The following is a 20,486-nucleotide window of genomic DNA, read 5'->3' as shown; positions in this document are numbered from 1 at the left end:
GCCCCGGCCCGCCGCCGTCTCGCGACCGGGCCGGGTGCTTTTCACCTTTGCCCGACCGGCGGTCGCGGGCCATGTGTGCCGGTGCCATGACCGGGCCGCGAAGAGCGGTGACCGACGACATGCCGACCGTTCGGCGGCGCTCCTAGGGTTCCGGCAATCACGCACCGCACTGTCAGGAGTCGATCGCCATGCGTTCCAGCCTCACGGACCCCTTCAGAAGCAGAACCCTCCGCGCGCTCACCCTCGTCGCCATCGGCGCCCTGGTCGCGGGCTGCTCCGCGGCCGGCACCGCCGGCACCGCGTCCGCCGGTTCCGGCGGCAAGGCCGCCCCGGTGAAGGTGGGGCTGGTGTACTCGCGCAGCGGACTCCTGGCCGCCTACGGCAAGCAGTACGAGGAGGGCTTCACGGCGGGACTGGCCTACGCCACGCACGGGACGAACAAGGCGGGCGGCCATCCGATCGAGGTCACCGAGCAGGACGACGCGGGCGACCCGGCGAAGGCCGTCGCCGCGGCCAAGTCCCTGGTCGGCAAGGGCTGCAAAGTCCTCGCCGGCACCACCGACTCCGGCGTGGCGCTCCAGATGGCGCCGCTGGCCGCGCAGAACAAGGTGCTGTACGTCAGCGGTCCGGCCGCCGCCGACGCGGTCACCGGCGTCAATGCCTACACCTTCCGCTCGGGCCGGCAGTCGTACCAGGACATACTCGCCGCCGGGGCACTGCTCGGCGACGCCCGCGGCAAGAAGGTCACCGTGCTCGCCCAGAACTCCGCGTTCGGACAGGCCAACGTGGCCGCGGTGAAGGCGGTCCTCGGCGCGAAGGGAGCGCACGTCGGCTCCGTGCTGGCCCCGCCGAGCGCCACCGACCTCACCCCCTTCGCCCGCCAGACCCGGGCCGGCAAGCCGGACCTGGTGTTCGTCGCCTGGGCGGGTGCCGGCGCACCGGCGCTGTGGACCGCGCTCGACCAGCAGGGCGTGCTGGACACCAGCAAGGTCGTCACCGGCCTCGCGGGCACCGCCTCGTACCCGGTCTTCGGGAAGGCCGGCTCCAAGATCGCCTTCCTTGCCCACTACTTCCCGGGCGCCGGGGGCGGCAACCCGGTGGAGAAGGCCATGCTCGACGGGATCACCAAGGCCGGCGGAACCCCCGACCTGTTCAGCCCGGACGGCTTCACCGCCGCGCAGATGATCGTGCACGCGATCGAGTCCGGCAGCGCCACCGACACCACGGCCATGGCCAAGGCACTGGAAGGCTGGAGCTTCGACGGCCCCAAGGGCGCGGAACGCGTCCGCGCGAGGGACCACGCCCTGCTCCAGCCGATGTTCACGGCACGGCTCAGGGGCAGCGGCGACACCGCCCGCCCCAAACTGATCGACAGCATCCCGATGACGGCCATCGCGCCGCCGACCGCGGGGACGGCGGGCTGATGTCCTCCTCGAACACGACCTCACCGAGCACCGCGGGAACCCCGGGCGACCGGGACGCGGCCGCCTTCCCGGCGCCGGTGCTCCGACTGCGCGACATCGGCTGGACGGTCGGCGGCGCGACCATCGTCGACGCCGTCTCCTTCGACGTCCACGAGGGCGAGTTCCTCGCCTTCATCGGCCCCAACGGAGCGGGCAAGACCTCCCTGTTCAACCTGGTCAGCGGGGTCAGCCCGGTCTCCCGCGGCACCATCGAACTGGACGGCCGCGACATCACCGCCGAGGCCGCCTACGCCAGGGCCCGGCGCGGCCTCGGGCGCACCTTCCAGACCTCCAGCCTCTGGCCCGGAATGACGGTCGCCGACCACGTGGGGCTCGCGGCCCAGGCGGCCGACGGCGGCTCGTACCGGGTCTGGCGCCGCGCCGACCCCTACCCCGCGCTCGTCGACCGGGTCCTGGCGCGCACCCAGCTCGCGCACCGCGCCGGAACCCGCGCCGACGCCCTCTCGCACGGCGAGAAACGCAAGCTCGAACTCGCCGTGCTGCTCGTCGGCGAGCCCCGGCTGATGCTGCTGGACGAGCCGATGGCGGGCGTGAGCGCCGAGGAGGTGCCCGCGCTGACCGAGCTCATCCGGTCGCTGCACAGGGAAGAGGGACGCACCGTGCTGATGGTCGAACACCACATGGACGTACTGCTGGGCCTGGCCGACCGGGTGGCCGTGATGCACCACGGCACGCTGCTGGCGCTGGACACCCCGCGAGCCGTGATGGCCGACCCCACCGTGCAACAGGCCTACCTCGGGGAGGAGTTGTGACCGCCGCCCCGCCGCCCCTGCTGACCGTGCGCGACCTGCGGGTGGTGATCGGCGGCAGGCACATCCTGCACGGCGTCGACCTCACCGTGGCCGCCTCCGGCACCACCGCCCTGCTGGGCCGCAACGGGGCCGGCAAGACCACCACCGTGCGCGGCGTGCTCGGCCTGGTGCCGCGCACCGGGAGCGTGCTGCTGGCCGGAGAGGAGACGGTCCGCCTGGCCACCCACGTCCTGGTGCGCCGGGGCATCGGCTACGCCCCCGAGGACCGCGGTGTCTTCGCCGCCCTCAGCGTGGCCGAGAACCTGCGCCTCGCCGAGCGCGAAGGAGCCGGCGAACCGGCCTACGACCTGGTCCACGAACTCTTCCCGGAACTCGCGCGACGCGCCCGGCAGACCGCCGGCACCCTGTCCGGCGGACAGCAGCAGATGGTCGCCATCGCCCGGACCCTGCTCAACGGCAACCGGCTGATCATCGCCGACGAACCCACCAAGGGCCTGGCGCCCAAGGCGGTCACCGAGGTCGCCCAGGTCCTGGAGCGCGTCGCCGAGAGCGTGCCGGTCCTGCTGGTGGAGCAGAACCTCGCCGTGGTGCGCCGCCTCGCCCGCCACTGTGCCGTCCTCGCCGACGGCCGCACCGTGCACCAGGGCCCGGCCGGCGAACTGCTCGCCGACCCCGAGGCGGCCCGCCGGCTGCTCGGCGTCGGCGGCACCGGCCACCGCGCCCCGGCGGGGGCACCGGCCTCGCCCGCCCGCACGGCGGCACGTCCCACCGCCCGGACCACGGAGGCGGACACCTGATGGCCACCGTCGTACTGCTCACCTTCACCGGACTCGGCCTGGGCGCCCTGTACTTCCTGATCGCCTCCGGCCTGTCCCTCATCTTCGGGCTGATGGACGTGCTCAACTTCGCCCACGGCGCCCTGTTGTCCATCGGCGCCTACGGCACCTGGTGGGCCGCCCGCGGCCACCTGCCCGGCGCCGGTTTCGGCGGGGCGGGATTCGTCCTCGCCGTCGTCTTCGGCACCGCGGTCGGCACCGTCGCCGCCGTGCTCCTCGAAGTCGCCGTCATCCGCCCGCTGTACACCCGCCCCCGCGAACAGATCCTCGCCACGGTGGGGGTGGGCCTGGCCGTACCGGCCCTGCTGTCGGCGGTGTGGGGCGCCGACGCCCGGCCCTTCCCCGGGCCGCGGGCACTGTCCGGCACGCTCGGCGTGCTGGGGGCCGAGGTGCCGCTCAACCGCCCGGTGCTGATCGCGGCGGCCCTGGCGGTCCTGGTCGCGCTCAAGGTGTTCCTCGGCCGCACCCGGCACGGACTCGTGGTCCGCGCGGGTGTGGAGGACCGCGCGATGGTCACCGCGCTCGGCATCGACGTGCGCCGGGCCTTCACCCTGGTCTTCGCCCTCGGCGGCGCGGCAGCGGCCCTCGGCGGCGCCCTCGGCGGCCTCTACTTCGGCTCCGTCGATCCCGGCCAGGGCACCTCCCTGCTCGTCTTCGCCTTCGTGGTCGTCGTGACGGGCGGCATGACCTCGCTCACCGGCACCGCGCTGGCCTCGGTGGCCGTGGGACTCGTCCAGCAGTTCGCCAACTACTACACCACCGCGGGGCTCGGCGACGTCGCCGTCGTCGTCCTGCTCGCCGCCCTGCTGCTCGTCCGGCCGCGGGGGCTCACCGGGAGGCTCGCATGACCACCGCCACCCAGCCGCGCGGCAGGGCCCGCACGGCGGACCGGCCCGCCGCCGGCCGCTCGGGAAGACTGCGGCGGGCCACCCGCTGGTGGCCGCTGCCGATGCTGGCGCTCCTGTTCACCGTGCCCTACGGCGCGCTGCCGCTGCCGGGTCTGCTCGACGGCCCGATCGGGGGCCCGGGCAACCTCCAACTCCTCGCCCTGTGCCTGGTGTTCGGCGGCCTGGCCACCGGCTACGACCTGCTGCTCGGCCGCACGGGGCTGCTGTCCTTCGGGCACGCGCTCTACTTCGCCGCGGGCACCTACGTCACCAACACCGTGATGCTCGAAGCGGGCCTGCCGTTCGCCGTGTCCGCGCTGCTCGGGCTGCTCGCGGGGGCGGCGCTGTCCGCCCTGCTGGGCGCGGTCGCCCTGCGGGTCGGCGGCATCGGATTCTCCATGGTCACCCTGGCCTTCGCGCAGGCCGCGTCGATCCTCGTACAGCGCGACCCCGGCGGTGTCACGGGCGGCGAGGAAGGCCGGGCCGCGCCCGCCGACCGGCTGCCGGCCTCGCTCGTCGGCATCGACCACACCGCCAACCTCTACTGGATCGCGCTGACCTACCTGGTCGTGGTGCTGGTCGTGGTGCGGTGGACGGTCCGCTCGCCCATCGGCCGGGTCTGGGAGGGCATCAAGGAGAACGAACGCCGGGTGGAGGTGCTGGGCCTGCGCCCGTACGGCTTCAAACTCGCCGCCTTCGTCCTCGCCGGCACCCTGGCCGCGCTCGGCGGCGTCGTGTACCTGCTGCTGACCGGCGGCGCCACCCCGCGCACGACCACCTCCGACTTCACCCTGTCCCTGCTGGTGATGGTGGTACTGGGCGGTTCGGGAACCCGGTGGGGGCCCATGGTCGGCGGCATCCTCTACACCTGGGCCGACCAACGGCTCGGCGACCTGGCCGGCTCCGGCACGGTCGCCGCCCTGCCCTCCGTCGTCAGGGTGCCGCTCTCGCAGCCGCTGTTCCTGCTCGGCACGCTGTTCGTCGTGGTGATCTACGTACTGCCCGGCGGTGTGGTGCGGCTGCCGGCCCGGCTGCGCGCCCTCCGTCCGTCCCGCACCACGGCCGACCCCGAGGAGGTCTCCGCCTCATGACCCGCACACCCGAGGAGTTCGAGGTACCGGTGCCCGGTGGAAGCCTGGCGGTGCTGCGCTGGCCCGCCGACGACCCGGGCGCCCCGGTGGTGGTCGCGCTGCACGGCATCACGGCCAACGGCCTGAGCTGGGCCCGCGTCGCCCACCACCTGGCCGGACGGGTCACCCTGGTGGCACCCGACCTGCGCGGCCGGGGCCGCAGCGGGCGGCTGCCCGGCCCGTACGGCATCGCGGCCCACGCCGACGACACGGCCGCCCTGGTGGCCGCGCTCGGCGCGGGGCCGGTGGTGCTGACCGGCCACTCGATGGGAGCCTTCGCCGCGGCCGTGACCGCGGTGCGCCACCCGCACCTGCCGGCGGCGCTGCTGCTGGTGGACGGCGGTGTCGGCTTCCCCGTCCCGGCCGTTTCGGACCCCGACGCGCTGATCACCTCCGTGATCGGCCCGGCCATGCGGCGGCTGTCGATGACGTTCCCGGACCGGGACGCCTACCGCGCGTTCTGGCGGAGCCACCCGGCCTTCGCCGCCTCCTGGTCGGCGTGGGCGGACGCCTACATCCAGCGCGATCTCGTGGGGGAGGAACCCGCACTGCGCTCCTCCTGCGCACTGGAGGCGGTCCGCACCGACGGCGTGGACCAACTCGGCGAGGAGGTGTCGGGCGCGGTGCGCCGGCTGCCCGTCCCGGCCGTACTGCTGTGGGCCGAACGCGGCCTGCTGGACGAGCCGCAGGGCCTGTACGACGAGCGGCGGCTCGCCGCCGCGGGCCTCGACCCCCGCCTGGTGCGCACACGGCAGGTGCCCGGCACCAACCACTACACGATCCTCGTCGGCGACGAGGGCGCCCGGGCCGTGGCCCGGCACCTGCTGGCGGCGGCCGGCGTGCCGGGGCCCGGGGGACCGGCCGCCGTGCCGGCCCGGTGACCACCCCGGCCCCTTGGCGACCGCCCCCGCGTCAGGCGCCCGACAGCAGGTGCAGACGCAGCGCGAGCTGGAGCTCCAGGGCCCGCTCGGGGGTGTTCCAGTCGGGGCCGAGCAGCGCCTGGACGCGGTCCAGGCGCTGCACCACCGTGTTCACATGCACATGCAGCTCCTCTTTCGCCCGGGTCAGGCTCCCGCCGCGGTCGAAGTAGGCGCGCAGGGTGCGGACCAGGTGGGTGCCGCGCTGGGCGTCGTACTCCAGCAGCGGTCCCAGCACGGCGGTGACGAAACCGTCCACGTCATGGCCGTCGCCCAACAGGACGCCGAGGAACCCGAGTTCGGCGACGCTCGCGCCGTGCCCGGTGCGCCCGAGCACGCGCAGCGCCCGCAGACAGCGCAGACCCTCGGCGTGCGCGTCGGCGAGGGCCCGCGGCCCGGCGGCCGGTCCGGCACCCGCCACCGTGACCGGTACGCCGGTCAGCTGGCCGAGCTGCCCGGCGGCGGCGCGCGCCGCCGCGCCGGGAACGGTGCCGTCGCACGGGAGCAACAGCACCACGGCGCCCTCGTGTTCGGCGCTGATCCCGCCGTTCCCGAACAGGTACTGCACGGCGGCGTCGGCGAGCCGCCCCCGGACCGCGTCGTCGGCCCGGGCGACGAGCAGGACGTGCGGGCGGTCGAGGTCGATGCCGAGCCGGCGGCCGCGGGCCACCAGACCGGCCGGGTCGCGGTCGGGCGCGGTGAGCAGATCGGTGACCAGGTCGCCGCGGACCCGGTTCTCGGTCTCCGCCACCGAACGCCTCAGCAGGAGCAGCAGGGAGGTGACGACGCTGCTCCGCTCGAACAGCCGCCGGTCGGGGTCGTCCAGCTCCGGCCGCCCGTAGAGGACCAGACAGCCCAGCAGCTCGTGTCCGGCCAGCACGGCGCAGACCCAGCGCCCGTCCCGGAACACCGCATGGGCGGTGGCGCGGGAACTCTCCGCCGCCGCGACCAGCGCCGCCGCCTCCTCGGCGCCGCCGGCGTCCGGCGTGCCCCGGGTGAGCGCGCCGCCGTGCTCGCCGACCGCGGTCAGCGGCCACCCGGAGCCGTCGTGGACCGCGACGTCCCCCTTCAGCAGGCCGGCCACGGCGGCGGCCACATCCGACACGTCGCCGCCGCGCAGCACCAGATCGGTGAGCCGGTCGTGTGACTCGGCGGCACGCTGCATGGCCGCGGAGTGCTCCCGGATCACGGTGTTGGCCTCGGCCAGTTCGGCGAGCGCGGCCCGCGCGTCGGCCATGGCCTTGGCGGTGTCGATGGCGATGGCGGCGTGGTCGGCCAGCGAGCAGAGCAGGGCCACCTCGTCCGGGGCGAAGGTGCGGGGCGTGCGGTCCGCGGCGAAGAGCGCCCCGATGACCTGGCCGCCGCTTCCCGACCCCAGCAGCAGCGGCACCCCGAGTATCGCGACCAGACCCTCGTCGAGGACCCCCGCGTCGATGCTGCCGGTGTGGACGAAGCGGTCGTCGGTGCGGTAGTCCGGCGAGGCGTAGGGGCGGGCGGTCTGCGCGACCAGACCGCCGAGGCCCTCGCCCAGTTGCAGCCGCAGGTTCTGGAACAGCTCCGACACCGAGCCGTCGGTGACCCGCATGTAGGTGTCCCCGGCCTCCTCGTCGGGCAGCGTGAGATACGCCGTGTCGGTGCCCAGCAGCATCCTGGCCCGCCGGACGATGGAGCGGAGCACCGCGTCCAGGTCGCGCAGGGACGCCAGGTCGCCCGCGGTGTCGAAGAGCGCGGTCAGCTCCGCCTCCCGGCGCCGGTGCTGCCTGAGCGTGCTCTGCACCCGCAGCGCCGCTTCGGTGGCCTGCTCGACCTCCGCGAGGTCCTGGGCGGTGGCACCGCTGCGCCGGGCCTCGACGGCGACGGCGCCGAGGTCTTCGGCGGGCGCGCCCGCGGCGAGCAGTTCGAGCAGCCGGCGCAGGTGCGGGGCGACGGAGGCGGGTCTGTGCGGCATGGGCGGACAACCGTTGCGAAGTCGGGGCGGGGGCCGGAAGCCGGGGCGGGGATCGGAAGCCGGGGCGGGGTTCGGGTGAGGGGCCGGGAGGGCCGGGACGGGATCGGGCCGAAGGGAGTCGGGGGCGGAGAGCGGGTGACGGCCGGGGAGGATCGGGTTCGCCCCGGCCAGGGCGGACTCCGACCCTCCCCGGCCGGGCAGCGGTGCCGGTCCGTCAGGCGGACGTGGCCGCCTGCTGGTCCGCGGCGGGCCGTGCGGCGGAGCCGTCCGGCTCGATGGCGGCCAGGTCCCGGCCGCGCGTCTCACGGGAGGCGACGACGGCGATCACGGTGACCAGGGCGGCCAGCGCGACGTACAGCGAGATCGGGGTGGAGTCGCCGTAGGAGCTCAGCAGCGCGGTGGCGATCAGCGGGGCCGGGGCGCCGGCCGCCACCGAGGACAACTGGGCCCCGATGGACGCGCCAGTGTAGCGCATACGGGTGGCGAACAACTCGGAGAAGAACGCCGCCTGGGGCGCGTACATGGCGCTGTGGAAGACCAGTCCGACGGTCACGGCGAGCACCAGCGCGGGGAACGACTTGGTGTCGAGCAGGGCGAAGAAGGCCCACGACCACACTCCCACGCCGACCGCGCCCACCAGGTACACCGGCTTGCGCCCGACCCGGTCGGAGAGCGCGCCGAACAGCGGGATCAGACAGAACTGCACGGCGGAGCCGATCAGCACCGCGTTCAGCGACGTCTGCTTGTCGATCTTGAGGTGCTCGACGCAGTAGGTGAGCACGAAGGCCGTGATGACGTAGTACGAGATGTTCTCGGCCATCCGCGCGCCCATCGCGACGAGGACGTCCCGCCAGTGGTCGCGCATGACCGCCACGAACGGCAGCCGCTCGGCGCGCTGTTCCGCCTTGCGCCGCTCCGCCTGCGCCAGCGCCTGCTTGAACAGCGGGGACTCGTCGACGGACAGGCGGATCCACAGCCCGACCATGACCAGCACGGCGGAGAGCAGGAACGGCACCCGCCAGCCCCACGAGTCGAACGCGTCGTCGCTCAGCACGGTGGTCATCAAGGACAGCACCCCGACGGCGACCAGGTTGCCGGCCGGTGCCCCGCCCTGCGGCCAGGAGGCCCAGAAACCACGCCTCTTCGCGTCCCCGTGCTCGGAGACCAGCAGCACGGCGCCGCCCCACTCGCCGCCGAGGGCGAAGCCCTGGATCAGCCGCAGGGTGGTCAGCAGCAGGGGAGCCGCGACGCCGATCGTGCCGTATCCGGGCACACAGCCGATCAGTGCCGTGGAAAGCCCCATCATCAGCAGGCTGATCACCAGCAGTTTCTTGCGTCCGAGGCGGTCGCCGTAGTGGCCGAAGACCACGGCACCGATCGGCCGCGCGGCGAAGCCGATGGCATAGGTGAGGAAGGACAGCAGGGTGCCGGTCAACGGATCCGTCTCGGGGAAGAACACCCGGCCGAAGACCAACGCGGCGGCCGACCCGTACAGGAAGTAGTCGTACCACTCGATGGTGGTCCCGACGAGACTGGCGGCGACGATCCTGCCGAGCCCGGCGGAGGGCGGGGGAGCGGTGTTTCCTGCGGCCATGTGCGCCACTTCCTCGTGTGCGATGGGGACGGGTACGTGTCGGCACACGGTAGGAAGGCGCAGGTCAGGGGCACATGTGGTGGGACACCATAGTTCGGGGGACGGGTATGCGTGCGGACACCATGCCGGGTCGGGGGAGGGGGAGGCCGCGGTCCGTCATAGGCACCACTGCTCCGTTCGCCGTCCGTGCGGGTGGGATTGTGCCGTGTGGGCGTTACGGGCGATGTCTTGCCGCTGAGATGACGCTCGTCTGACGCTCGTCCTGATGGGGTGTCAGGCTGCCTCCGCCCCAACCGGCAGCCGCACCGAAACCGTCCCGACCCGGTCCACCCAGCACCCGAAACCGCAGGCCGGCGCCACGGTACGAGCCTGGGAAGACCGTGAAACGGGTACCAACCCTCACCTCAGGGCCGACAACGGGGTCACAGGCGCTCGATGGCACCGGGCGGCGCGATGGTGGGCGGAACGCGGTAGCTCGGGTCCGCCTTCTGCGCCGGCTGACGGCGCGCCAGCGCCGCGTCGATCGCCGGGGCCAGCCGTGCCGTCTTCTCCGCCTCGGCCTTCTCGTGGCGCTCGGCGAACTCCGGCATCACCTCCCGGGCGAAGAGTTCCAGCGACTCGCAGATGTGTTCGTGCTTGATGCGCCCGGACTGGGCGATCAGCAGGATCTGGTCCACGCCGGCCGCCTCGTACTCGCGCAGCGCCTGCCGGATCTGTTCGGGGGTGCCGACTGCGGCGTACGCCCCGTCCAACTGCTGCGGGAACGTGCCCAGGACGGAGTCCTTGGAGAGGTTGAGGCCCAGTTGTTCCGCCAGCACCGTCTGTCCGGGTGCCGGCGAGCCCACCCCCCAATAGTAGGAGAGCGACCGGGCGAAGAACTGGTGATCGGCGAGACTGCGCTCACGCGCCACCGCCTCGTCCTCGTGGCACATCATGTACGCCGTCATGGCGACCTGGGGATTGACCGAGAACCCTACCGGCACGCACTCCTCGGAAGCGATCGTCGAGTAGTAGTCCCCGACCCACTTCTTGGCCTCGTCCGGCTGGACGAACGACAGGGTCAGCGCGCCCAGACCGTTCCGGGCGGCATACACCAGGCCCTCCTGTCGGCTGCAGGCCGTCCACATGGGCGGGTGGGGCTTCTGCACCGGCTTCGGCACGACGTTGCGCGGCGGCATCTTGAGGTACTTGCCGTCAATGCCGGCGAACGGCTCCTCGACGAACATCCGGCTCGCGGCGTTGACGGCCTCCAGCCACTGCTCGCGCTTGGTCTCGCGGTCCACGCCGAACGCGGACAGCTCCATCACGGTGCTCGACTCGCCGGTGCCGAACTCCATCCGGCCGTTGGAGAGCAGGTCGAGCATCCCGACCCGTTCGACCACCCGCGCCGTCGGGTTGACCCCCGGGGGCATCACCGCGATCCCGTGTCCCAGCCGGATCCGGCTGGTGCGCTGACTCGCCGCGCCGAGCAGGACCTCGGGCGCGGAGCAGTGGCTGTACTCCTCAAGGAAGTGGTGCTCCACCGCCCACGCGTAGTCGAAACCGAGACGGTCCGCCAGCTCAATCTGCTCCAGCGCCTCCTGAACCAGCTTCAGCTCGGAGTCCGGCTGCCACGGGCGCGGCAGCTGAAGCTCGTAGAACAGTCCGAATCGCAAGTGGGTTCCTCTCATCAGTGGTACGGGCTCCCGCACCGGCGCTCGGTGCGGGAGCCGACTGCGACAACAGCTGGTTCAGAGCACTTCGGGCAGGCCGGCGCCGGCCCGCAGCGCATCCAGGGCAGCTCCCGGAGCCGCCGCGATCTCGCCGAGCAGGCGCTCGTAGCACAGCGCCATGCGCTCGGCCGTATCCCGCGCGAACAGATCAGTGCTGTACGCCAGGGAGCAGTGCAGGCCGGAGTCGGTCTCGACGGCGGTCAGGGCGAGGTCGAACATCGCCGGGCCCGGGTCGGTTCGCAGCTGGGTCACCTGGAGATCCGCCGCCCCGACCGCACCGTCCTTCGCGGACGCCGCCCGCGGAAGCAGGTTGAACATCACCTGGGCCAGTGGCGGACGGGCCGGGTCCGGCTCCGGCACCAGGGCACGGACAAGGTCGGCGCGCGGCAGGTCCTTGTGCTGCTGCCCCTCGACCATGGCCTGCTTGGCCTGGGCCAGCACAGCGGTGAACGCCTGCTCCCGGGTCACGTCCAGCCGCATCACGAGCTCGCTGACGAACATCCCGACGACCTGTTCCAGCTCCGGCGTCGGGCGGTTGGCGACCGGTGTGCTGATCGCCAGCTCATGGTCCCAGGTGTAGCCGCTCAGCAGGACGGCGTACGCGGACAGCAGGGCCATGTACAGCGTGGCGTCCTTCTGCCGGCTCAGCGCTCGGATCCGGGTGAGCAGGTCGTGCGGGAGGTCGAACTCCACCGACGCGCCCTGGTACGACCTGACCGGGCCCCGCGGGTAGTCGGTACGCAGCGCCATGGAGGCGGGCAGTCCGGCGAGCCGCTGCCGCCAGTACTCCTCCTGCCGGGCGAGCTCCGCCGCGTCCACCGCGCGGCTCTGCCAGCGGGCGAAGTCGGCGTAGTCGGGCCGAAGGGGCGCCGTCCGAGGCTCCTCGCCCTTGGTGAACGCGCCGTAGATCTCGAACAGGTCCGTCAGCAGGAGGTTCACCGACCATCCGTCGAAGACGCCCCACGGCCTGGTGAAGACGATGACGTGCTCGTTCTCGGACAGCACCAGCAGATGCGCACGGAGCATCGGCCGGTCGCCCATCGCGAACGGACGCGCTCGCTCGGCCCGGAGCCACTCGGTGACGGCGTCGAGGTCCCGGACCTTCATGACGTTGACGGCGATGTCGGTGCCGTCGGTCACCTGCTGGAGGACCTCGCCGTCGCGGTGGACGTACACGGTGCGCAGGATGGAATGGCGCTCGACCAGGGCCCGGACGCTACGGGCGTAGGCGCCACGGTCGAGCGGGCCGGTGATCCGCAGGGCCAGTTGGGCGTTGCGGTACGCCGTGCCCAGATGCTCCGGCCGGTCCAGGAACCACAACTCCCGCTGCTGGAGCGAGAGCGGGGCCGGACCACCGGTCCGCTCGGCGGCGGCCGGCAGCAGTGGCTCGCGTTCCCGGGCGCCTTCCGAGGTGGACTCCACCAGCGCTGCGGCCATCTCCTCGACGGTGGAGCTGGCGAGGACCGCCTGGAGCGAGATGTCCATGCCGGTCTCCTGCCGGAGGCGCATGGCGAGCCGGACCGCCAGCAGGGAGTCCCCGCCCAGCGCGAAGTAGTTGTCCTTGATGCCGATCCGGTCCACCCCCAATGTGCTCTCCAGCATCCGGCACAGCGTCCGCTGGGCCTCGGTGCGCGGCTCGACGTACGTTTCCTTGGCCACGGCGTTCTCGTCCGGGGCGGGGAGGGCCCGCTTGTCGAGCTTTCCGTTGGGGGTCAGCGGGAGCTCTTCGAGGAGCACGAAGGCGCTGGGCACCATGTACTCCGGCAGCCGGGCGGACAGGTGCTCACGGAGCACCTTGGCCATGGCGGGCACCAGGTCGGCGAGGCGCGGCACGTTCGCCGACTGCGGAGCGCGGTAGCCGTCCCGGGCCAGCACCCTGGGCAGCTCGCCGCGGCCGAGAACCAGGTCAAGGCCGTCGAGGCGGCTCTGCGACCAGGTGGCCGACACCCGGTAGCCGAGCTCCTCGGCATGGCGCAGCAGCGCTTCCAGCTCCCGCACCTCCTCGGCGGCCGCCGCGGACAGCCGGGCCCCGCCGGGCAGCGGTGCCACCTCGTGACCGGGCGACCAGACCGTCACCCCCTCGGCGACCCGCACGTCCTCCCTGATCCGGGGATTCGTCAGACCGAAGACCCCGAACCGGTCGGGGAGTTCCCCGTCCAGCAGGTCGCGCAGCGCTCCCAGGTCGGCGGCTTCCAGCCAGGGGAGCGGCTCGGCAGCCAGGACGGCCGACTTGGTCAGCACCACGTCGTAGCGGTAGGCGAGCATCTCGTTGTCGCCCACCCCGCGCTTGACCATGAGGTCGACGGACCCGAGCTCGGGGAACCGCTCGTTCAGCCGGGCGAAGTAGGTGGGGCTGAGGAGCAGCTCGCTCTCATGCCGCCGGCGGCGGCGCAGTTGCGCGGCAAGCGCCGCGGCCGCGATGCCCGACCCGGACCTGCTCCGCTCCACCGCGCCCAGGTGGGCCGAGAGCAGGTCCAGGTTGCGGACGTCACCGATCAGGATCCGGCCGCCGTCCGCCAGAAGCGGCAGCAGCCGGGCGATGGCCTCCTCCAGGTAGCGCTTGTTCGGGAAGTACTGGACCACCGAGTTGATCACGATGGTGTCGAACCTGCCCTCGGGCAGTGCCGCCGCCGACAGCGCGTCCCCCTGGGCCAGCGTGACGTGCGACCAGCCGCGGCGCTTCACACCGCTGCGGACGTCATCGAGCGCGGCGGCGGACAGGTCGACGGCGTGCACCTCGTCGCAGGCACCGGCATAGCGGAACAGCAGCAGCCCGGTGCCGCAGCCGATCTCGAGCAGCCGCTTGGGCCGCAGGTCCTCGATCAACCGGACCGTGCCGTCGATCCACTCGCGCATGTCGGACTCGGCGATGGATCCGCCCGTGTAACTGTCCTCCCAGCCGGCCAGGTTGAGATCGTCGGCCGCGGCCGAGTCCAGCGACCCGGTGTACTCGTCCTCGAAGACATGCCGCCACTGCTCGACCAGGGCGGCGTTCTGCTCCTGGGCGACCTCGTCGAGCCACTCGGGGCTCGGGCACACGTACCCGACCAGGGTGCGACCGTCGCCGGACTCCTGCGGCAGGACGACGCTCTGCGCCACCGCCCGGTGCCGGCCGACGACGGCTTCGATCTCGCCGAGTTCGATCCGGAAGCCGCGGATCTTGACCTGGTCGTCGTTGCGGCCCTGGTACTCCAGTGAGCCGTCGGGCAGTTGCCGGGCCAGGTCGCCGGTGCGGTACATGCGTTCGCCCGGACGGTCGCTGAACGGGTCGGGCCGGAACCGCTCGCGGGTCAGCTCCGGACGGTTCAGATAGCCGCGGGCCACACCCGCGCCGCCCACGTACAGCTCGCCGACGGCGCCGGCCGGGACCGGTTCGCCGTGCCCGTCGAGGACGTAGGTGCGCAGGTCGGGGATCCGCTGTCCGATCGGGCTCGCCGTACCGGCGAGGTCGTCCTCGGTCACCACGTGGTAGGTCACGTGCACGGTCGTCTCGGTGATCCCGTACATGTTGACCAGCCGGGTGTCGCGGTTGGCCGGGCGCCCCAGCCACGGCGCGAGCGCCGTCACGTCCAGCGCCTCACCGCCGAACACCACCACGCGGATCCGGTGCGGCGTGCCGTCCTCGCCCTGCGCGAGGGTCAGCTGCTGGAACGCGCTGGGGGTCTGGTTCAGCACCGTCACCCCGGCCGAGCACAGCAGTTCGTAGAACTCGCGCGGGTTGCGGGTGACGGTCTGCGGTACGACCACCAGACGGCCGCCGTACAGCAGCGCACCCCACATCTCCCAGACCGAGAAGTCGAAGGCGAAGGAGTGGAACAACGTCCACACGTCCTCGGGGCCGAAGCCGAACCAGTCCTCGGTGGAGGTGAACAGCCGGGTCACGTTGCGGTGTTCCACCAGCACGCCCTTGGGCAGGCCGGTCGATCCCGAGGTGTAGATCACGTACGCGAGGTCCGTCGGCGCCGACCCGGTATCGGTCGGGTCGCCGTCCGGCTCGTCCGCCCAGCGCTCGGCATCGGCCCGGATGTCCACCACCGGAACCCCGGAGGTGTCCAGGCCCTCGGGCGGCGGCCCGTCCGTCAGCAGGACCCGCGGCCGACTGTCATCGAGGATGTGGCGCAGCCGCTCCACGGGGACCGCCGGGTCGACCGGCACATACGCGCCCCCCGCCTTCAGAACCGCCAGCACACACACCATCAGCTGCTCGCTGCGAGGCAGCGCCAGCGCCACCAGCACGTCGCGGCGGACGCCGAGCCCGCGCAGGTGCCGGGCGAGCCGGTTCGCCTGAGCGTTCAGCTCGCCGTAGGTGAGCGTGCGGTCCTCGTACTCGAGCGCGACCGCGTCGGGGGTCCTCGCGGCCACCTCCTGGAACCACTCGTGCAGGCAGTGGGCCGGGGCGGCCAGGTCCGCCGGTGACCGGTTCCAGTCGGTCAGCACCCGGCGGCGCTCGGCCGCGGACAGCACCGCGACGTCGAGCGCGAGGGTGCTCGCGCCGTCGTCGGCGGCAAGGGCGGCGACGATCTCGGACAACGCCGTCTCGACGTGGTCGACCAGCCTTTCGCAGTCCACCGAGTCATCGGCTCGGACGTGGTACGCGAATTCGGCTCCGAAGTCGTCCAGCGACAACACCAGGGGGTAGTTGATCGCGTCCGCCTCCCCCTGCCAGTGAATGCCCTGGTCCTCCAGGGGGGAGGTCTCGGCGCCCGGCACCCCGTCGAAGTGCCGGACGTTGACCACCGCGCTGAAGAGCTGCGTGTCGACGGCCAGGCCGCTGCACCGTTGCGCCAGGCTCAGCGGGCTCTGCTCACGGGCTATCAGCTCCCGGAGGCCGCTGTCGACCTCGCTGATCAGCTCCCGGACCGTCCGTCCGGCCAGCCGCACGCGCAGCGGGAGGGTGTTGATGAAGTTGCCCAGCATCCGCTCCACCCCGGGCACGCCTTGAAGGCGTCCGGACAGCACGGTGCCGAGCACGACATCGTCCCGCCCGGTCGCGGCGGCCACGACACGGGCCCAGGCGACGTGGAACAGACAGGCCGGGCTGGTTCGCAGTCGCATCGCCTGGGCCCGCAGGTCACGCGCCAGGTCCGCCGGCATGGCCCGGCGCAGCTGCGGGTACTGGTGCCCGTCCCCGCGCACGTTGGTCAGCCCGAACGGTGTGGTCGGCTCGGTGACGTCACCGAGGACGTCCCGGAAGTAGGCCTCCCCGTCCGCCGACGCCGTCTGGTGCAGGCTGTGGGCGACGAAGTCGCGGTACGGCGGCGCGGGCGCCAGCTCCGCGGTGCGGTCGGCCATGTGGACCGCCATCTCCTTGAGGAACAGCCACAGGGTGGTGGCGTCCTCGACGAGGTGATGCGCGCTCAGCAGCAGATACCGGCGGTCGGCGTGCGGGTCCTCGGCGACCAGCAGCCGCAGCATGGGAGCCTGGTCGACCCGCATCCGCGCGGGCTGGTTCAGCAGGGTGTCCACCTGCTGTTCGATGTCCGAGCGCGGATCGAGGACGGTCCGCTCCACGGTCAGCCGGGCGTTGCGGTACACGACCTGTGTGGGCTCGGGGAGTCCGGTGGTGATCACCGCCGTGCGCATCACGTCGTGACGGTCGATCAGCTTCTGCAGCGCCCGGGTGAACCGGGCGCACACCTGCTCGTTCTCGGCGACCAGGAGCAGGGAGACCAGGTAGGGGTCGTTGTCCGGGTCGAGCAGGTGGTGGAAGAGGATGCCCTCTTGCGCGGAGGCCAGGGGGTAGATGTCCTGGATGTTGGGCGCGCCGCCGGGGACGGTGGCCGCGATCGAGTCGATCTGCTGCTGGCTCAGGTCGACCAGCGGGAGCATGTCCGGGGTGATCCGCTCGCAGCCGTCGGGGATCAGGTTGGGCGGCGTCCGGTACTCCGGGCCCGTCGGACCGGCGTCGATCTCCGTCGCCAGCCGGGCCAGTGTCGGACTGCTGAACACGCTGCGGACCGGGACGTCGTAGCCGAGCTCCTTGAGCCTGGCCACCAACACCGTGATGAGCAGTGAGTGGCCACCGAGCTGGAAGAAGTTGTCGTGCGCGCTGACCCGGGCTTCCTCGAAGCCCAGCAGGTCCGCCCAGAGTGCGGCCAGCGCCCGCTCGGTGGTGGTGCTCGGCGCGACGTACTCCCGCTGGGTGTACGCGTCGATCCCGGGAGCCGGCAGGGCCCTGCGGTCGAGCTTGCCGTTGTTGGTGAGCGGCAGGCTCTCCAGCATGACGAAGGCGCTGGGGACCATGTACTCCGGAAGCGCGCGTTCGGCGAGCCGGCGCAATTCGGTGCGCTGCTCCGACTCGTCCTGCTCGCCCGTCAGGACCACGTAGGCGACCAGCTGCTTGTTGCCCGGCTGGTCCTCCCGAGCCGTGACCACGCAGGAGCGCACGCCGGGGTGCCGGCCGACGACGGCTTCGATCTCGCCGAGTTCGATCCGGAAGCCGCGGATCTTGACCTGGTCGTCGTTGCGGCCCTGGTACTCCAGTGAGCCGTCGGGCAGTTGCCGGGCCAGGTCGCCGGTGCGGTACATGCGTTCGCCCGGACGGTCGCTGAACGGGTCGGGCTGGAACCGCTCGCGGGTCAGCTCCGGACGGTTCAGGTAGCCGCGCCCGACGCCGGCGCCGCCCAGGTAGATCTCGCCGACGGCGCCGACCGGGACCGGCTCGCCGTGCCCGTCGAGGACGTAGGTGCGCAGGTCGGGGATCCGCTGTCCGATCGGGCTCGCCGCACTGGCGAGGTCGTCCTCGGTCACCACGCGATACGTGGCGTGGACGGTCGTCTCGGTGGTCCCGTACATGTTGACCAGCCGCGTGCCGCGGTTGGCCGGGCGCCGCAGCCACGGTGCGAGCGCCGCCACGTCCAGCGCCTCACCCGCGAACACCACCACGCGGATCCGGTGCGGCGTGCCGTCCTCGCCCTGCACCGGGATCAGCTGCTGGAACGCGCTGGGGGTCTGGTTCAGCACCGTCACCCCGGTCGAGCACAGCAGTTCGTAGAACTCGCGCGGGTTGCGGGTGACGGCCTGCGGCACGACCACCAGGCGGCCGCCGTGCAGCAGCGCACCCCACATCTCCCAGACCGAGACGTCGAAGGCGAAGGAGTGGAACAGCGGCCACACGTCATCGGGACCGAAACCGAACCACTGCCGGGTCGCCGTGAGCAGCCGCGACACGTTCCGGTGCTCGATCATCACGCCCTTGGGCCGACCGGTCGACCCCGAGGTGTAGATCACGTACGCCAGGTCGGAGGGCGACGCCCCCACCTCGCCCGCCACCAGGTCGTCGACCGACTCGTCGGCCCACTGCCCGGCATCCGCCCGCACATCGATCACCGGTCCCGCCGACCACGCGACGCCCTCGGGCACCGCGCCGTCCACCAGGAGCACCCGCGGCGCGGCGTCGCCGAGCACGTACTCCAGTCGCTCCGCCGGAACCGCCGGGTCCAGCGGGAGGTACGCGCCCCCCGCCTTCAGCACCGCCAGCACGCTCACCAGGATCTGCTCGGTGCGCGGCAGGCACAGCGCGACCAGGTCACCCGGGGCCACTCCCAACCGCCGCAAGTGTCGCGCCAGTCGGTTAGCGTGTGCGTTCAGCTCCGCATAGGTCAGGGACACTTCGCCGTACGTCACCGCGACCGCATCGGGCGTCGCCGACGCCGTCTCCTCGAACCACTGGTGCAGGCACCGCTCGGCCGACTCCACGTCCGGCGGGAGCTCGTTCCACTCCAGCAGCGCCCGGCGGCGCTCGGCCTGATCGAGCATCCGCAGGCGAGAGATCCGCCCCGCAGGCTCCTCCGCCACGGTGTCGAGCATCGTGGTGTAGTGGTGGACCAGGCGCTGGACCGTCTCCCGGTCGAACAGGTCGGTGTTGTACTCGAGTGTTCCGACCAGCCCGTCCGGGGTCTCCTGGAGCTCGAAGGTGAGATCGAATTTGGCGACCGGGACCTCGATGTCGAGGAGGCGCAGTTCAAGGCCGCCCACCCTGGTCACCGTCTCCGCCTGCGCCTCCTGCAGCACGAACATCGTCTGAAAGGCGGGGGAGTGCTGGCTGAGGTCGCGCTCCAACTGCAGTGCGTCCACCACCGCTTCGAACGGGATGTTCTGGTAGTCGTACGCCGCCACGGTGGTCTTGCGCACCTGGGCGAGCAGCTCGGTGAAGGTCGGGTCGTCCGTCAGATCGGTGCGGATCACCAAGGTGTTGGCGAAATAGCCGACGATCTCCTCCACCTCGGCGCGGTTGCGGTTCGCGACCACCGTGCCGACGGCGATGTCCGTCTGCTGCGTGTAGCGGTGCAGCACCACGTTGTAGGCCGCCAACAGGATCATGTAGAGCGTGGCCCCGTGCTGCGTGGCGACGGCCCGCAGCTTGTCGACGAGCTCGGGAGGGCAGCGGAACGCCTCGCGGGCCCCGTTGTAGGTCTTCACCGGCGGGCGGGGGCGGTCGGTCGGCAGCGACAGCCTCGGGTTGACCCCGGCGAGCTGCCGCGTCCAGTACTCCAGCCCCCGCGCGTACTCTTCGCTGGTGAACCACTCCTGCTGCCAGTGCGCGAAGTCGGCGTACTGGATGGGCAGCGGCTTCAACGGGTTCGGCCGGCCCTCGAGGAATGCCTCGTAGACCAGCGCGAGGTCGCGGTTGATGACGCGGTACGACCAGCCATCACACACGGTGTGGTGCATGGTGACCAGTAGGACGTGCTCCTGCTCGGAGATGCGCAGCAGGCGGGCCCGGATGAGCGGATCGCGTTCCAGGTCGAACGGCGTGGTCGCCTCACGCTCCATCAGCAGCGGCAGCAGTTCGGGGTCCGCCAGCTCCTCCGTGCGGAGCGTGAACTCCGTGCCGTCGCCGAACCGTTGATACGGCACGCCGTCCTTGACCACGAACCGGGTCCGGGCGGCCTCGTGCCGCTGCACCACGGCGTCCAGCGCCCGGACAAGTGCGGGCACGTCCAGTGGTCCCCGCAGGCGGGTCGCGCCCGGCAGGTTGTAGGCGGCCGCCGCGCTCGGCCCGTCCAGCTGCGCGAGGAACCACAGGCGCTGCTGAGTGGACGACAACGGGGACAGGTCGTCGGCCGACCGGGGCACCTGCGGGATGACGTCCAGCAGCGACGGGTCGACACCCTGCTTGATGAGCAGCGCCCGCACCGCGCGCTGCTGCTTGGGCGAGAGGGTCCTGAACCGCTGGACCAACTCAAGCCCGCCGTGTTCCTGATTGGGGGCGGTCATCGTCGTC

General features: G+C 72.3%; 10 protein-coding genes. 6 read left to right on the top strand and 4 right to left on the bottom strand.

The features are described 5' to 3' along the window. Nucleotides 1-188: 188 nt before the first annotated feature. The 6 genes from HZZ00_RS23585 to HZZ00_RS23560 are packed head-to-tail and all read left to right on the top strand — an operon-like array spanning nucleotide 189 to nucleotide 5,970. Entirely contained in the window at nucleotides 189-1,424 is a 1,236-nt protein-coding gene (locus HZZ00_RS23585; RefSeq protein ID WP_180328326.1) for a substrate-binding domain-containing protein, read from the top strand. Continuing rightward, complete coding sequence (locus HZZ00_RS23580; RefSeq protein WP_180328325.1) at nucleotides 1,424-2,236, top strand: ABC transporter ATP-binding protein; 813 nt, start codon at nucleotides 1,424-1,426, stop codon at nucleotides 2,234-2,236. Before HZZ00_RS23585 ends, HZZ00_RS23580 begins: the two co-directional genes overlap by 1 nt. Further along, nucleotides 2,233-3,033, top strand: a complete 801-nt coding sequence (locus HZZ00_RS23575) for an ABC transporter ATP-binding protein (protein WP_180328324.1) — start codon at nucleotides 2,233-2,235, stop codon at nucleotides 3,031-3,033. The genes HZZ00_RS23580 and HZZ00_RS23575 overlap by 4 nt, the downstream gene beginning before the upstream one ends. Beyond that, the gene (locus HZZ00_RS23570; RefSeq protein WP_180328323.1) at nucleotides 3,033-3,920 is read left to right on the top strand and encodes a branched-chain amino acid ABC transporter permease; all 888 of its coding nucleotides are present in this window, start codon (nucleotides 3,033-3,035) and stop codon (nucleotides 3,918-3,920) included. The genes HZZ00_RS23575 and HZZ00_RS23570 overlap by 1 nt, the downstream gene beginning before the upstream one ends. After that, nucleotides 3,917-5,050 carry a branched-chain amino acid ABC transporter permease gene (locus HZZ00_RS23565; RefSeq protein WP_180328322.1) on the top strand — a complete coding sequence of 378 codons (1,134 nt, stop codon included), beginning with the start codon at nucleotides 3,917-3,919 and terminating at the stop codon, nucleotides 5,048-5,050. The genes HZZ00_RS23570 and HZZ00_RS23565 overlap by 4 nt, the downstream gene beginning before the upstream one ends. Beyond that, entirely contained in the window at nucleotides 5,047-5,970 is a 924-nt protein-coding gene (locus HZZ00_RS23560) for an alpha/beta fold hydrolase (protein ID WP_180328321.1), read from the top strand. Before HZZ00_RS23565 ends, HZZ00_RS23560 begins: the two co-directional genes overlap by 4 nt. 31 nt (nucleotides 5,971-6,001) lie before the next feature. Here HZZ00_RS23560 and HZZ00_RS23555 read toward each other — a convergent pair whose 3' ends face one another. The 4 genes from HZZ00_RS23555 to HZZ00_RS23540 form a co-directional block, all read right to left on the bottom strand. Beyond that, complete coding sequence (locus tag HZZ00_RS23555; RefSeq protein WP_180328320.1) at nucleotides 6,002-7,954, bottom strand: GAF domain-containing protein; 1,953 nt, start codon at nucleotides 7,952-7,954, stop codon at nucleotides 6,002-6,004. A 214-nt stretch (nucleotides 7,955-8,168) separates the two neighbouring features. Next, on the bottom strand, nucleotides 8,169-9,548 hold the full coding sequence (locus HZZ00_RS23550) for an MFS transporter (protein ID WP_180328319.1): 1,380 nt from the start codon (nucleotides 9,546-9,548) through the stop codon (nucleotides 8,169-8,171). 422 nt (nucleotides 9,549-9,970) lie between these two features. After that, entirely contained in the window at nucleotides 9,971-11,203 is a 1,233-nt protein-coding gene (locus tag HZZ00_RS23545) for an LLM class flavin-dependent oxidoreductase (protein ID WP_180328318.1), read from the bottom strand. A gap of 75 nt (nucleotides 11,204-11,278) precedes the next feature. After that, on the bottom strand, nucleotides 11,279-20,479 hold the full coding sequence (locus HZZ00_RS23540; protein WP_180328317.1) for a non-ribosomal peptide synthetase: 9,201 nt from the start codon (nucleotides 20,477-20,479) through the stop codon (nucleotides 11,279-11,281). Between the last annotated feature and the right edge of the window lie 7 nt (nucleotides 20,480-20,486).

Source organism: Streptomyces sp. NEAU-sy36 (genome assembly GCF_013423905.1).
GTDB lineage: Bacteria > Actinomycetota > Actinomycetes > Streptomycetales > Streptomycetaceae > Streptomyces > Streptomyces misionensis.
Note: the sequence above shows the minus strand (reverse complement) of the source record. Positions and strands in the feature narration are given on the sequence as shown.